The 15,390-nt window shown below is 35.0% G+C and carries 13 protein-coding genes; 5 read left to right on the top strand and 8 right to left on the bottom strand.

Annotated elements, in window-relative coordinates; translation table 11 throughout:
• Positions 1–310 precede the first annotated feature (310 nt).
• The 4 genes from CYAN10605_RS03255 to CYAN10605_RS03240 all read left to right on the top strand — a co-directional run bounded on the left by CYAN10605_RS03255 (position 311) and on the right by CYAN10605_RS03240 (position 4,004).
• On the top strand, positions 311–1,717 hold the full coding sequence (locus tag CYAN10605_RS03255) for a form I ribulose bisphosphate carboxylase large subunit (RefSeq protein WP_015218514.1): 1,407 nt from the start codon (positions 311–313) through the stop codon (positions 1,715–1,717).
• Positions 1,718–1,880: 163 nt separating this feature from the next.
• Positions 1,881–2,294, top strand: coding sequence for a RuBisCO chaperone RbcX (rcbX, locus tag CYAN10605_RS03250; protein WP_015218513.1), 414 nt, complete (start codon positions 1,881–1,883; stop codon positions 2,292–2,294).
• A gap of 3 nt (positions 2,295–2,297) precedes the next feature.
• Positions 2,298–2,633, top strand: coding sequence for a ribulose bisphosphate carboxylase small subunit (locus CYAN10605_RS03245; protein ID WP_015218512.1), 336 nt, complete (start codon positions 2,298–2,300; stop codon positions 2,631–2,633).
• Between the two features lie 591 nt (positions 2,634–3,224).
• Positions 3,225–4,004: an HpsJ family protein gene (locus CYAN10605_RS03240; RefSeq protein ID WP_015218511.1), complete on the top strand. Its 780-nt coding sequence runs from the start codon at positions 3,225–3,227 to the stop codon at positions 4,002–4,004.
• A gap of 18 nt (positions 4,005–4,022) precedes the next feature.
• Here CYAN10605_RS03240 and CYAN10605_RS03235 read toward each other — a convergent pair whose 3' ends face one another.
• The 8 genes from CYAN10605_RS03235 to CYAN10605_RS03200 all read right to left on the bottom strand — a co-directional run bounded on the left by CYAN10605_RS03235 (position 4,023) and on the right by CYAN10605_RS03200 (position 13,423).
• Positions 4,023–5,426 (bottom strand): protein adenylyltransferase SelO, encoded by a 1,404-nt coding sequence (locus tag CYAN10605_RS03235; RefSeq protein ID WP_015218510.1) that lies wholly within the window; start codon positions 5,424–5,426, stop codon positions 4,023–4,025.
• A 169-nt stretch (positions 5,427–5,595) separates the two neighbouring features.
• Positions 5,596–6,537, bottom strand: a complete 942-nt coding sequence (gene era, locus CYAN10605_RS03230; RefSeq protein ID WP_015218509.1) for a GTPase Era — start codon at positions 6,535–6,537, stop codon at positions 5,596–5,598.
• A complete protein-coding gene (locus CYAN10605_RS03225; protein WP_015218508.1) occupies positions 6,530–7,654 on the bottom strand; it encodes a succinylglutamate desuccinylase/aspartoacylase family protein in 1,125 nt (374 codons plus the stop codon). The genes era and CYAN10605_RS03225 overlap by 8 nt, the downstream gene beginning before the upstream one ends.
• A gap of 256 nt (positions 7,655–7,910) precedes the next feature.
• The gene (locus tag CYAN10605_RS03220) at positions 7,911–8,249 is read right to left on the bottom strand and encodes a rhodanese-like domain-containing protein (protein WP_015218507.1); all 339 of its coding nucleotides are present in this window, start codon (positions 8,247–8,249) and stop codon (positions 7,911–7,913) included.
• Positions 8,250–8,285: 36 nt separating this feature from the next.
• Positions 8,286–9,623, bottom strand: coding sequence for a cytochrome c biogenesis protein (locus tag CYAN10605_RS03215; RefSeq protein ID WP_015218506.1), 1,338 nt, complete (start codon positions 9,621–9,623; stop codon positions 8,286–8,288).
• A 99-nt stretch (positions 9,624–9,722) separates the two neighbouring features.
• Positions 9,723–10,481, bottom strand: coding sequence for a tetratricopeptide repeat protein (locus CYAN10605_RS03210; RefSeq protein WP_015218505.1), 759 nt, complete (start codon positions 10,479–10,481; stop codon positions 9,723–9,725).
• A gap of 33 nt (positions 10,482–10,514) precedes the next feature.
• Positions 10,515–11,006, bottom strand: a complete 492-nt coding sequence (locus CYAN10605_RS03205; protein ID WP_015218504.1) for a DUF3122 domain-containing protein — start codon at positions 11,004–11,006, stop codon at positions 10,515–10,517.
• Positions 11,007–11,176: 170 nt separating this feature from the next.
• Positions 11,177–13,423 (bottom strand): FdhF/YdeP family oxidoreductase, encoded by a 2,247-nt coding sequence (locus CYAN10605_RS03200; protein WP_015218503.1) that lies wholly within the window; start codon positions 13,421–13,423, stop codon positions 11,177–11,179.
• Between the two features lie 316 nt (positions 13,424–13,739).
• Here CYAN10605_RS03200 and gnd point away from each other — a divergent pair, with 316 nt between their 5' ends.
• A complete protein-coding gene (gnd, locus tag CYAN10605_RS03195; RefSeq protein ID WP_015218502.1) occupies positions 13,740–15,161 on the top strand; it encodes a decarboxylating NADP(+)-dependent phosphogluconate dehydrogenase in 1,422 nt (473 codons plus the stop codon).
• The last annotated feature ends 229 nt before the right edge of the window (positions 15,162–15,390 follow it).

The raw sequence follows: 15,390 nt of genomic DNA, 5'->3' as shown, positions 1-15,390 counted from the left end.
CGTAATAATTTAACCTCAAAGTGTAAAGAAATGTGAAATTCTGACTTTTATAACGTTAAAGAGGGAAAAATTAGCAGTTTAAAATACCTAGAGAATAGTCTGGGGTAAGCATAGAGAATTAGATTAGTTAAGTTAATCAAATTCAGAAAAAATAATAATCGTAAATAGTTAATCTAGGTGTATAGAAAATGATCCCCTTCATGATAAGATTTAAACTCGAAAAGCAAAAGCCAAAAAACTAACTTCCATTAAAAGAAGTTGTTACATATAACGCTATAAAGAAAATTTATATATTTGGAGGATACCAAGCATGGCACAAGCTGGATTCAAAGCTGGTGTGCAGGATTATCGCTTAACCTATTACACCCCTGACTATACCCCTAAAGATACTGATTTATTGGCTTGTTTCCGTATGACTCCCCAACCTGGAGTTCCCCCCGAAGAATGTGCGGCGGCGGTTGCGGCTGAGTCCTCTACTGGAACTTGGACTACTGTATGGACTGATGGTTTAACTGACTTAGATCGTTACAAAGGTCGTTGTTACAGTGTTGAACCCGTACCCGGTGAAGATAATCAATATTTCTGTTTCGTTGCTTATCCTTTGGATTTATTTGAAGAAGGCTCTATCACCAACGTTTTAACCTCTTTAGTTGGCAATGTTTTCGGGTTTAAAGCTCTTCGTGCGTTACGTTTAGAAGACATCCGTTTCCCCGTTGCTTTAATCAAAACTTATCAAGGTCCTCCTCACGGTATCACTGTTGAACGTGACTTATTAAACAAATACGGTCGTCCTTTACTTGGTTGTACCATTAAGCCTAAATTAGGTTTGTCCGCTAAAAACTATGGTCGTGCGGTTTATGAGTGTCTTCGTGGTGGTTTAGACTTCACCAAAGATGATGAAAACATCAACTCTCAACCCTTCATGCGTTGGCGCGATCGCTTCTTATTCGTTCAAGAAGCTATTGAAAAAGCACAAGCTGAAACCAATGAAATCAAAGGTCACTACTTAAACGTAACCGCAGGTACTTGCGAAGAAATGCTCAAACGTGCTGAATTCGCCAAAGAAATCGGTACTCCTATTATCATGCACGACTTCTTAACTGGTGGTTTTACTGCTAACACTACCTTAGCAAAATGGTGTCGTGATAATGGTGTATTATTACACATCCACCGTGCGATGCACGCAGTAATTGACCGTCAGAAAAATCATGGTATCCACTTCCGTGTTTTAGCAAAATGTCTCCGTCTCTCTGGTGGTGACCACTTACACTCTGGTACTGTTGTAGGTAAATTAGAAGGCGATCGCGCTGCTACTTTAGGTTTTGTTGACTTAATGCGCGAAGACTATGTAGAGGAAGATCGTTCTCGTGGTGTATTCTTCACCCAAGACTACGCTTCCTTACCCGGAACCATGCCTGTAGCTTCTGGTGGTATCCACGTATGGCATATGCCTGCATTAGTTGAAATCTTCGGTGATGATTCTTGTTTACAGTTCGGTGGTGGTACTTTAGGACACCCTTGGGGTAACGCACCTGGTGCAACCGCTAACCGTGTAGCTTTAGAGGCTTGTGTTCAAGCTCGTAATGAAGGACGTTCTCTCGCTCGTGAAGGTAACGAAGTAATTCGTGAGGCTTGTCGTTGGAGTCCTGAGTTAGCTGCGGCTTGTGAACTCTGGAAAGAAATCAAATTCGAGTTTGACACCGTTGATACTCTCTAAGTTGACTGTTCAGTAGTCAGAATTCAGGAATCAGAAAAACTAAAATAAGTATAAATAGTCCTAAGTGAACAAAAAATCTGACAATAAACAGAATAATAAAGTCATTTAAGCAATTGTACTTATTTAATCAATCTGATAACTGGATACTGATAGTCACTGAATTATGTCCTATAAGCAAATTGCCAAGGATACGGCGAAGGTTTTGCAAAGTTATCTTACTTTTCAAGCTGTAAAAATTATCATTAATCAACTAACTGAAACTAATCCTAGGCAGGCGATTTGGTTAACTAACTACAGCGATCGCACTTCCGTTCAAGATAGTGAAAAATATCTTAATAACCTATTGGGAGAAAATAAAGAGTTAGTTTTGAGAATTTTAACAGTAAGAGAAGATTTAGCAGAGCAAGTATTGGAATTTTTGCCAGAAATGGTAAAAACTAATATTATTCAATCTAATATTGAACATCGTCGTCATCTTTTAGAGCGTTTAACTCAAACTCAATCTTTACCTGTTAATTCATCCGATAAGGATGAAAATAATCAAGAATCAAATTCATTAGACAACAAGGAAGAATAAAAGATGCAAACTTTACCTAAAGAGCGCCGTTACGAAACTTTATCTTACTTACCTCCTTTAACTGATCAACAAATCGTTAAACAAGTACAGTATTTATTAGATCAAGGATTTATTCCTGCGGTAGAATTTGAAAAAGATCCTCAACCCAAAGATCACCACTGGACTTTATGGAAATTACCTTTATTTAACGCTTCTTCTGCTCAAGAAGTATTAAACGAAGTACGTGAATGTAAAGCTCAATACTCTGATTCTTATATCCGTGTAATCGGTTTCGACAATATCAAACAGTGTCAAACCATGAGTTTTATCGTTTACAAACCTAACAGCACTCGTTTCTAAGATTAACTTCTAAACTGAAACAAATTTGAGGGTAGGCTTCATTGTCTGCCCTTATTTTTTTATTTAGGAAAAGTGAACAGACTAAAGGATGTTGGCTCTATTGCTTTGAGTATATAAATTAGGCGTTGCCGAATTAAGGTATAATTTTTGACCGAAATTTTCTAAAACTGCACATTTTTTATTAATTAACTCCGTTACAATCTTTGATTTTTATCACCTTTTGCTTTATTCAGTAAACCCTAATTAACCTTCATTCGGCTTAAGAATAGTAGAAAATAGTGTTTTAAGTATATCTTCAGATTTAGAAAAAATAGCTATACATTGATCCATAAGTCTGATTTAATTATTATTTGATAATACTCTGATTTTGTACCTTATTCACCAGTGAAGAAAGAAAAAAGAAAAAACTAAATCTTAATAATCTTAGCAAAGTAAAGTAAGTAATAGATAGAAAAAGTTATTGATAATTAACGAAAAAAATATTAATTTTAATTTAATTAATCTTTACTATTAAAGATTTAATATCTTGGTACAATATCTTAGTAAATACGAATTAATAAATTTTGAATTGCTAATTTTTATTATTAAAATATGAAAATAACCTCTGGTTTTATAAGTTTAATTCTTAAGTTAGTTGGTGGGATTCTTCTTATTTCCTCTCTAATTAACTATGTTTTTTTCTTGATTTCTCCTCAATGGCAAGATCCAAATTGGCAAATAAATGTAACCAATGGTGCTATTGAGCAAGGAATTACGCCCTTAATTGCGATCGCATTTTTATTAGTTGCTTGGTGGATTGGGGATAATAATAACTCCGAAAAACCAAATAAGCCAGTAAGGATGATCGTTTTTATCATTGCCAGTATCCTAGGATTAGTTTATTTATTGCTTGTTCCCCTCCATTTTGGTAACATAAACCGTGTAAGCTCCGATTTATTCGTGCAAATAGATCAAAGAATTGCCCAACAAGAGGCACAAATTCAAGGTTTTGTATCGGAATTAGAAGCCATCTCCAAAAATCCTGAACAGCTCAAACAAGAAATCGAACAGAGAAACCAAATTATTCAGGCAGGAGGAAATTTAGGAGGACAGCAATTAAATCCTCAACAGTTACAATCAATTACAACCCAAAGAGATCAATTACAACAAATTTTAAATCTATCAGATAAACCTGAAGAATTAAAGGCAAAATTTCAAGAAGTAAGAAATCAACTAGAATCAGAATTACAAAAAGCGGTTGAGCAAGAAAAAAGAAAAGCTCAAGGATTAGCCCTACAACAAAGTTTAAAAACATCGATTTCCAGTCTTATGTTGGCGATCGCATTTATTGCTATTGGTTGGCTAGGCTTACAGAAAATGCTCAAAGGTTGACATAAAACATATTGACTTTTATTGCTTAATTTGAGCTAACAAATCATAAAAAGGTAGCCAGTTATCTTCTGTGGTAATTGGATGCCAAATCGCCTCAATAATAGCCCGAATAGGAACAATTTGGGGGTTATATTGATGTAAAGTGCATTGAATTTGGTCTAACTCTTCTCTCACAAAAGTTTCTAAGCAGAGATGGTAAAGCCTTTTCCAACTATCCAAATTAGAACTTTTTATCTCACTATTTTCTAAAATTAATTCATAACTATTATGCCATCCATAATTAAACTGCTCTGCTAAATCAGCAAAGAATTGATGATAACTATATTGACTCTCTTTTAACAAATCAATAGTTTCTTGAACTAGCTTTTCTCCTAAATTATTTCTAAGTTGAGAAAACCCTAATTTTTTCAGCATTAACTCTTGATAATAACCCTGATAAACTCTCTCGAATTTAGCTAACTCCTGTTGTAAATCCTCTAAAGAAATCAGTAACCCCAAAGGCTTCTGTAACAACTCCAAATTCCAACGACAAATCAAAGGCTGATTGCCATAACAATACCTACCACCATAATCAAAATAAGCCGCCGTAAAAGTAGGATCATAGGTATTAATAAAAGCATAAGGGCCATAATCAAAACTTTCCCCTGTAATGGACATATTATCCGTATTTAGTACCCCATGACAAAAACCGGCACTCATCCACTGAGCGACTAATAAAGCAACTCTCTGGATTAATTCCGAGTAAAAAAGAGTATAAGGCTTATCCTGCATCGTTAAATGAGGATAATAATAATAAATCACATGATCCAGTAAATTTTTTACTAAATCAGGACGTTGAAAATAATATAACCTTTCAAAACTACCAAAGCGAATATGAGACTTGCTAAATCTTACCATTACCGAGCTACGAGTGGGAGAAGGTTCATCTCCACGCCATAGGGCTTCCCCCGTTTCAATGAGAGATAAACAACGGGAAGTATTAACCCCCATGCGAAACAAAGCCTCTCCAGCGATAATTTCTCTGACTCCTCCCTTAAGAGTTAACCTACCATCTGCCTGACGAGAATAAGGTGTTCTACCAGAGCCTTTTGTGCCAAAATCGTATAATACCCCATCTCTACCTCTAACTTGTCCATAAAGAAAACCTCTACCATCCCCCAGTTGAGGATTATAAACCCCAAACTGATAACCATGATATTTTAAAGCTAAAAACGGTCTAATACCCTGAAACTTACCAAAAGCATCTACCCAATGGCTATCTTCTACTTCATCCTCACTTAAGCCGATGATTGATAGTAAATCATCATTACGAAATCTGAGAATATGTTGAGGAAATTCAGCAGGAGTAACTACATCATAATAATCATCCCCCAAATTTTCCATTGCTGGTTCGTACTCTAAATTAAGAAAAGGATTTATCATTTGGAATTAGTAAATAAATTTCAAAAGGGCAAGGGGTAAAGGAAAAATTAAGAATTAAGAATTAAGAATTAAAAACTCCTAACTTTCATCCTCATTACCTATTTCTCTCCTGACACCCGTCACCTGAAACCTAAAACCTTTGTTATAACACCTCAATCTATCTTATAAATTAATTCTTCTCAACTTGATAGCCAAATTCAGCTAAACGCAACCGAGATTGTCTCCATTTAGGCTCAACTTTGACAAATAACTCTAAATAGACTTTTCCACTTAATAATTTTTGCATTTGTTGACGAGAGGCAGTACCAATGGTTTTCAACATTTGCCCTTTTTGTCCAATAATGATACCTTTTTGAGAACTTCTTTCCACACTAATCGCTGCATAAATTTTCGTGATTTTTGTTTCTTCTACTACCTTTTCCACTGTCACCGCCACTGAATGGGGTATTTCTTCTCTGGTATGTAACAATATTTGTTCTCGAATCAACTCACCGATAATAAACCTTTCGGGTTGATCTGTGACTAAATCAGGAGGATAATAGTAGGGTCCAACATCAAGTTTATTGATTAATTCCTGTTGTAATTTGTCCAATCCTTCCCCTGTGATAGCTGAAAAGTTGATCATTTGCCAATTTTCTTGACATATTTCTTGATAACTTTCATTGAGGCTTTCTTTTTTGCTTCCCTGTAAATCGCTCTTATTTAATCCTAGTATGACGGGAGTTTTACTTTTTAAAAGTAAATCAGTAATATATCTATCTCCTCCTCCCGCAGGTTGAGAAGCATCCACCACAAATAAAACTAAATCAACATTATTGATGGCGGAAACAGCATTTTGTACTAAAACTTTACCTAATTCATGGTGAGGTTTATGAATACCGGGGGTATCAACAAAGATAATTTGTGCGGAAGGAGTAGTTAAAATTCCTCTGAGACGATTACGAGTTGTCTGGGCAACAGGAGAAGTAATGGCGACTTTTTGTCCTACTAATTCATTCATCAAAGTCGATTTACCAACATTGGGGCGCCCAATTATGGCGATAAAACCTGATTTAAAATCTGGAGGGGCAACGGGAATTATGGGCAAAAATGACTCGTTGGGATTAGACATGAGGGAAAATACCTAGAATATACTCACCTTGATTAACAGTATCGTTAGTGGACACATCATAAATTATGCCTTGATCTGCTGATTGTATATCTATTATAGTGGGCTTTCTCTCTTTTTTCTCGAAGGTTAATAATTGATAAAGGGTATCTCCTTGTTGAATTTTTGCCCCTGCTTGTAAACGATTACGAATAATCCCTCCTTGAGGTGCATAATAATGTTTAAGGTTATTTTTGAGAACAAATTTAGTTTTATTTTGAGGTTTAATTAATTCTAATTTTAGGATATTTTTATAAGTCAAATAGTTAATTATTCCTCTAACTCCTTTCTTGACTGATTCTTCTTTTACCCTCATTCCTGAACCTAATTCTAAAGTCCATGCTTCCACATCAAAAGTGATGTTTCTTCCTTCATGATTAAGTTTTTTTTCTAGTACTAACCAAGGATTTAAAAAGGCTTCATCAAAGGCATTTCCATCATATTTATTCATCAAAATAGCATACTCTAATAAAAAATAATCTGTACTTTTTTGGCGGCGATCGAAGCTATAAATATAATCAATAGCAGATACACTGGAACTATGAATATCAATCACATAATTGGCATTCAGAGAAAGAGACTGTAAAACATTCCTAAGATGTTCAGAAAAAGGCAAACTTCGACTATTATTTATTTCTTTAATTTTATGAGAAAAATTGTTAATAATATTAGTTAAATAATTATGATATATTTCCTCTTTACTCAAATTAATATTGAATTTAACAAAAGTATCTAAATCAGGAGATTCATGAATATAATCCCAAAAAATTCGATTCCAATTAAGTCCATCATAAGGGCTATATCTACCCGTAGAAAAAAATAAATTTCTTTGATTTGCGCCTACGGGATTACACATAGGAACTAAAATTATTTCTCCTTCTATTTGCTCAATATTTAAGTTACTAAAAAACTCAATTAATTCATATATAACAGCATTACCAACAATTTCTGCACCGTGTAAATTAGCTTGAATGTAGGCTTTTTTTGTTCCATTTTTGCCCTGAAAATGATAAGTTTTTAGCTGTAAAATATCCCCACTAGCAAGACTTTGTAAATCAATTATTTGAGTGTTTGCTTCCATAAATAAAGCCCTCAATTTGGAGAAGAATAATGAGTAATAGGTAGGTTTCAGGTGTCAGGTGACGGGTGTCAGGTGGCAGGGGTTGAATATATTCAACCCTTACGGTGATGAGGGGATGAGGAGGAAATCAATTAAACACTGTTGCCCTCCCCCCTCTCGAGGGGGTATAAAGGGGGGTTTGCCTCTTGCCTCTTGCCTCGTCTTAATTACTAATTCCTAATTACTAATTGCCTTTGCATATTCCCTTTTCTTAAAATCAATAACGATTAATAGTATTATCTACATAGATAGAATAAGCATCAATACCGCCTACGACATTTTTTACATTTTTGAATCCTTGAGCAACTAACCATTGACACATATTTGCTGACCGAATACCATGATGACAAATAACAATCGTCTCTAATTCAGGGTTAAATTCTTCCTTAATTTTATTCGCCCACTGTTCATATTTACTTAAGGGTAAAAGTTTAAATTGGGGTATAGAAGCTATTTGGGCTTCCATTTCTTCTCTCACATCAATCAGTTGAATAGCTTGATTTTCTTCTGCTAAAATTTGAGCTAATTCTTGAACATTAATACTGTTAAAATTCATATTATTTTTTACTAATAAATTTAAAAGAAAATGAAACTATAACTGTTCTAAAATATTATACATTTCTTTCTCAAAAGCGACCTGAGCTCGATTCGTTTTTCCTCCAATAAAGAACCTATTTCCCTCTTGTAAAGCCCATACTTGTGAAAATGAAACATAGCTCATAACGACACCAATCATCAATAAAGCGAAACCAAAATAAACTATTGGCACACCGGGATCAGATTTAATTTGTAAACCAGTTGCTCCAACTAATTGTAAAACTTTTAAATTAACACCGTTTACTTCTACTGGCATATTAGGACGAATAGCATTAATTAATTCCCCCTGCATATTATATAAAAACATTGTGCCTTGTAAATCTTTTGTTATTAAGGAAACTCCTTCACTTAAATCAGGTTTTGTAGGAATCCAAGTACCCCAAATTCTACCTTGATTTTCTGTGGCTAATTCTGCCATAGGTAACTGAAATATAGGACTATTATTAAGCTGAACTTTTACTCCTGAAATACTCCAACTGGTTTGATAAAAAGTGATTCCTTTATACCTTAATGGTTGATTAACAAAAATTGTTTTACGTTTTACTTCTTCTCCTTGTTTATTAATTACAGATAAATCAGAATAAAATTGATCCACTTTTCCTTCTGGGGTGTAATCTATCCAAAAATCATTGACTTTAACTTGAAAAGATTGGGCTTTTTCTAAATTAGTTAATTTTCCTGCTTCTAAATAGTTTTTAATCATAAAAGTATTGCCACTAGCAATCATTTCTTGGGCAAAAAAACCAGAAAATGCTCCCCAAATAGCACCTAATAAAATAATAATCATCCCAATATGAACAATAATAGGACCAACTCTTCCTGCAATTCCTTTTTGGGCATAAATAGAATTATCACTACTAAAAACTTTATAACCTTTCTTGTTAAGAATTGACTCTATTATGTTAAGAGATTCGGTAGTAATTTCTGCACTAAATGCCAGTTTATTAAACTGTCTCGATTGATGATAAAAACTCCATATTTTAGCTGATTTTAATGCAGGTAATTGTCTTCTAAATGTACAAGCAATTAAGCTACTGCCAAAGAGAAATAATATTGCTAAATACCACCAAGTTGTATAAACATGATTTAATCCTATATTTAGTAATACTTGCCATGTTAAAAATCCAAATAAAGCAGGATTTTCAGGGTAGTTTTCTTGATAATAGTTAATGGGCTGATTTTGTTCAATAATTGTGCCAGTGATACTAAAAATTGCAATAACGAGAAGAAGAATAATGGCTAAACGTAAATCGGCAATAGTTGATATTAGACGACGAAAATATAAATCAAATTTTCCTTTGATAGATAAATTATTATAATTGGATACGCTCATAATAAATAAAATAAAAATTTGCTCACCAAATACCTAGATAATTAAACTTTTGCAAATTACGCAACTATTCAATTATCTTTAAGTAAAATTAGTTACGCCTTAGCAAGATTTAGTAGTAATTAACTGCTGATAATGTAAGGCTTGGCTTTTATTTCCAAGTATTTGATGATATTGTGCTAACTTATAGTATATATCCTCAGTATCTTCTCCCATTTCTTCCAACTGAGAATAAAATGCGATCGCATCTTGATAGAGACATTGAATTTCTGCAAGAGTTGCTAACTGTTTTAAAGTCCAATAATCAGAGGGCTTAATTTCAAGAGCTTTTTGATAACTATACCTTGCGTTTTGCCATTGATGTAATTTTTGTTGACATACCCCCTGCCAGTAGTAACTCCAATAATCATGGGGGCGAATTTTAAGGGCCTGTTGTAAATAGTTAAGAGATAATAAATATTTTTTTTGAGCGTAATAGGCTTTCGCTAAATGATATATTGACCAATAATCTTCAGGCTTATTTTTAAGGGCATTAAAAAAGCAAATAATAGATTCCTGATAATTTTCTATTTTTTCTTGCCAAATACAACCTTGATTATACCATGCCCAATAATTATTACTTTTAATTTCACAGGCTTTTTTATAACTATTTATTGCTTCTAAAAAAGAGTTTATTTCCTCAAGAATTTGACCACGATAATACCAAGAATAATAGTCATGTTGATAATATTGTAAAGCGCGATCGAAGCTATGGAGAGCCTCAATTAAAAAACCTTGGCACTTCAATTCTTCTGCTTGTTGAAACCAACCCCGAAAAGAATCAGGACGAGATTCCAAAACTTGGCGATGAAGGGCAACCATAAAAAAACACTCCCATCATTATATTATATTTAACTATAAATCAGACAGCGATCGCCATTCCACAATTATAGCCGCAGGAATAGTCAAAGAAAGATCATCAGGCAAAGACAACTCAATATAATCAGTAGGAGAAAGCTGAGAAATAATCGGCATAAAATCATATTCTCCCACATTAGGGGCAGGAGATTGCTCTGCAAATTTGTCTTCCGCAAATAAAATTTTACCCTGATTAAAAGTTATTTTCAAAGGTTGGGGATGCTTAAAAGTAACAACATCAGGAAAAGCAACTAAGCGTAAATCAACAGTTTTTACTTCTCCATTTTTCTTACGTTGAAAAAAGACTACCTGCCACGAATTACCCTGATTATCTCGCAAGGTATGACGAGACTGGGTTAAAAATTGTTGGGGGGCTTCCTCTATTTGACGAGTCAAAGCAAATGTCTCATGGGGAAAAAAACATAACCCCAGCAAACAGATAAAAATGATAACTAAAGTAGAAGTTAATTTTTGCCAAAAGTACAACATAAGCTCAATTAAATAATGGTTGATGAAAAATTGGTGTCAGGAAGATAGATAAGAAAGTAAAAAGCAACAACGGGCAACAGGTAAGGGTTTAAATTATTTTCAAGAATTAATAAAAATAATAAAAAAATAAGTTTAATGCGTCTTACCTTATCCCACTTGGGTTAGTTATTTTAGTTATTGTCGGGCTTATAAACAAAAATAGGGACTCTTTTATAAGCAGGAGTACCACAACGAGGATCAATTTTAGCTTTAAATAAAACATTTGCTTCAGGATAAAACATAAAAGCAACCCCCTGCAAAATTTCTCCTGCAACTATTTCCACATTCATTAACTCTCCTCCATCACCTTTTACATTTACCCTTTGATGGGCTTGAAAACCAGCTTTTTTAATATCCTCCCTATTCATTAAGATACAGTGACGATGAGGCATTCCCCGATATTTATCTTCGGTTTTATAAACAACAGTATTGTGTTGCCCATAACCTCTACCTGAACCCAAAATTAAAACAATTCCTTTTTTATTATTATCCCCATCGAAATATATTTGCTCAGGAATAGTTAAGACTGGCAAAGGAGTTACTTGCATTTGTGCTTTACCAGAAAGAGTATTGAAATGGGGTTCAGAAAAAATGCGCCCTTCAATGGTAAATTCGGTTTTTGTTTGATCGATTTCTCCTATTTTTTGATAACCCGGAATAGCTTTAGCGATTAATTGACGAATATAGCTGGTATCTTGTAGTTTACGCCAGTTTAAAGGATTTTCCCCATGTAAACGGTGGGCAATTTCGGTAATTAACTCAATTTCGGAGATTAAATCGGTTTCGGGGGAAGTAAGATGAGTTGTACCCGATTCGTTTAATCTAACAAAGTTATTTCCCGATTCTGTGGTGGTGGCGTGAGGATTTTCAAAACGGTTAAAAACAGGCAATATAAGGGTATTTTCCTCTGCTAAACCGTGAAAATGTCCAAGATTGGGTTTGGTTGCTACATAAAAAATAGTATTAATGTTTCCTAACGCTCGTTTTGCTTGAGTTAAATCAGGATTAGCGGCATAAAGATTTCCCCCTAAACAAAAAAGAGTATCTATATTTCCTTCATCGGCGGCGGTAATTAAAGCACGGGCATCATAACCTTTAGTTTCTGGTAAAGATTGATTGAGTATTTGAGTTAGGGCTTTTTTTATCGGCTCACTTAATCTAATAGTAACGCCCATTGAACCAAATCCCTGTACGTTAGAATGTCCTCTAATGGGCATTGTGCCTGTGCCTATTTTTCCTGCATTTCCTGTTATTAGTGCCGTATTAGCAATACTTTTGACGTTATCAACTCCATTGGTGTGGTGAGTAATCCCCATTGCCCAAGCAAAAACTACTTTATCTGCACTGCCGATGGTATAAGCAACTTCTTCTATTTCTTCTTTTGATAAGCCACAAGTGTTAGTGATAGTTTGCCAAGGGGTATTTTGAGCATGATTGATAATTTCTTCCCAACCTTGGGTATATTTTTTCAAATAATCAAAATCAACTAAGTTTTGTTCTAGTAAAGATTTTTGGATACCCACAAAAACAGCAACGTCACTACCGGGAATAGGTTGTAAATAGAGAGTAGAAATTTCTGAACCCCCTTTAAGTAAAGATTTAATGGGAAAGGCAGGAGAAGCAAATTTAACTAAACCAACTTCAATTTGAGGATTAATGATAATAACTTTACCGCCTTTGTCTCGAATTTTGATTAATTCATTCATGAGGCGAGGATGATTTGCTGGGGCATTTGAACCGACTAAAACCACGCAATCTGATTGTTTCAGACTTTCTAGGCTTACCATTGATGTGCCACTACCAAAAACTTCTTTTAAGCCAACGGTTGAAGGGGCATGGCATAAATCGGAACAGTCAGCTAAATTATTACTACCATTAGCTCTCATCATCAATTGTAAAAGAAAAGCGGCTTCATTAGATGATCTACCTGAGCTATAACTAGCTACTCTTTCAGGGGGTTGACGAAAGGCTTGAGTTGCAATGTCATAAACTTCTTGCCAACTAATTCTTTCATAGTGACTATTTCCCTTTCTTAAAATAACAGGATAGGTTAATCGACCAAGACGATCGCACCCTTGGGAATCTAATTTTTGTAAATCCTCTATGGCATTTTGAGAGAAAAAATCCCCTTTTATCCCTTCTTGTAACTCAGATGCGATCGCTTCTACACTTTTAGCACATCTTTGTAAATATTCTCCCGCTTCATTGACAAAACCTCCTTTTTGACCACCTGTACCCCAAGCACAGGACAAACAACTACTTTTGTGATTCAACTTTTCCCAAATTTTAACCCCTTGAGGAGAAACGCTTTTTTCTAGCCAGTATTGAATAACGGGTAAACCACCACCAGTAGAGAAAGAATTAGTCGATTTAGTCATAGTCAATAGTTAAGTGAGTTTTAAACCGCAGTTTATGTTAATTATAAATGGGAGTTCAGGGTTCGGAAAGAGGTTTTAGGTTGCAGGTGTTGGGCTGTTGGGGTGTTAGGGAGAAATTAATTAAACACTTTTGCCTCTTGTCTTGTCTTACTTAATTACTAATTGCCTTTGTCCCTTGTTTACCTCAACCAAAAATTTTATATCGAATTTAATAATAAGAAAAAGCAGAAAGGAAATTTTAACAAAATCTTAGGTAACGAATTGAGAAGATCAAGTTAACCTGAAGGTAAAAGACATTATTCACTCAAAAATATTTATGACCAAAAGAACATTTGGAGTAATCGGATTAGCGGTAATGGGAGAAAACTTAGCCCTTAACGTTGAAAGCAGAGGATTTCCCATTGCGGTATATAATCGCACCGCCTCAAAAACAGAAGAATTTATGGCGACAAAAGCACAAGGCAAAGACATCAAACCTGCCTACTCTTTAGAAGAATTTGTACAAACTTTAGAACGTCCTCGTAAAATTTTGGTAATGGTAAAAGCGGGTGCGCCTGTAGATGCAGTTATTCAACAACTTAAACCCCTTCTTGAAGAAGGAGATATGATTATTGATGGAGGAAATTCCCTCTATGAAGACACAGAAAGACGTACAAATGAATTAGAACCCACAGGCTTAGGTTTTATGGGTATGGGTGTGAGTGGTGGTGAGGAGGGGGCTTTACATGGCCCTTCTTTAATGCCCGGCGGTACAGCTTCAGCTTATCAAGAATTAGAGCCGATTTTAACCAAAATTGCCGCCCAAGTGGATGATGGACCTTGTGTGACTTATATTGGCCCCCGTGGTGCAGGGCATTATGTGAAAATGGTTCACAACGGTATCGAATATGGCGATATGCAGTTGATTGCAGAGGCTTATGATTTGCTTAAAAAAGGTCTTAATTTAAGTAATGAGCAGTTACACGAAGTTTTTGCGGACTGGAATCAAACTGATGAGCTAAATTCCTTTTTAATTGAAATTACTGCTGATATTTTTCGCAAAAAAGATGATCAAACCGATGGTCATTTAATTGATTATATCCTTGATTCAGCAGGGCAGAAAGGTACTGGACGTTGGACTGTTGTAAGTTCTTTAGAATTAGGTGTACCTATTCCCACTATTTATGCGGCGGTGAACGCAAGGGTTATTTCTGGCTACAAAGATGAGCGTATTTCTGCTAGTAAAGAATTAACAGGGATAACAGGAAAATTTGACGGAGATGTCAACGAATACATCAATAAAATTCGAGATGCCTTATACTGCTCAAAAATGTGTTCTTATGCCCAAGGTATGGCTTTAATTGCCAAGGCTTCTGCTGAATATGACTACAATATCAATCTTCCTGAAGTGGCTCGTATTTGGAAAGGAGGTTGCATCATCAAAGCAGGTTTCTTAGGTAAAATCAATAAGGCTTTTTCTGATAATCCTAGTTTACCTAATCTTCTTCTTGCTCCTGAATTTAAACAAAGTATTCTCGATCGTCAACAGGCATGGCGAGATGTGTTAATTTTAGCTAATAGTCTGGGTATTCCCATTCCTGCTTTTAGTGCTTCGTTAGATTACTTTGATAGTTATAGGAGCGATCGCCTCCCTCAAAATCTAACTCAAGCCCAACGAGACTATTTTGGGGCTCATACTTATGAACGTACTGATAAACCTAGAGGTGAATTTTTCCATACAGAATGGATGCAGGGTTAAGCAGTTTTTATTTATTTTCCTATTGTCAATTTTTAGGTATTGAAAAGTAATGAGTAATAGGGATGAGAATTCGGGGTTAGGAGTTAGTTAGGGGTGAATAGCCATTCGCCCGTACAGGAGTTAGAAGTTATTTATTATCAACTATTTACCTTTTGCCCTCCTCCCTCTCGAGGGGGGATAAAGGCAGGGCTGTTTCAAAGTAAAAAATTAGGTTAACTGAGATTAAGTA

Origin of the sequence: Cyanobacterium aponinum PCC 10605 (assembly GCF_000317675.1) — a bacterium.
Taxonomy (GTDB): domain Bacteria; phylum Cyanobacteriota; class Cyanobacteriia; order Cyanobacteriales; family Cyanobacteriaceae; genus PCC-10605.
Note: the sequence above shows the minus strand (reverse complement) of the source record. Positions and strands in the feature narration are given on the sequence as shown.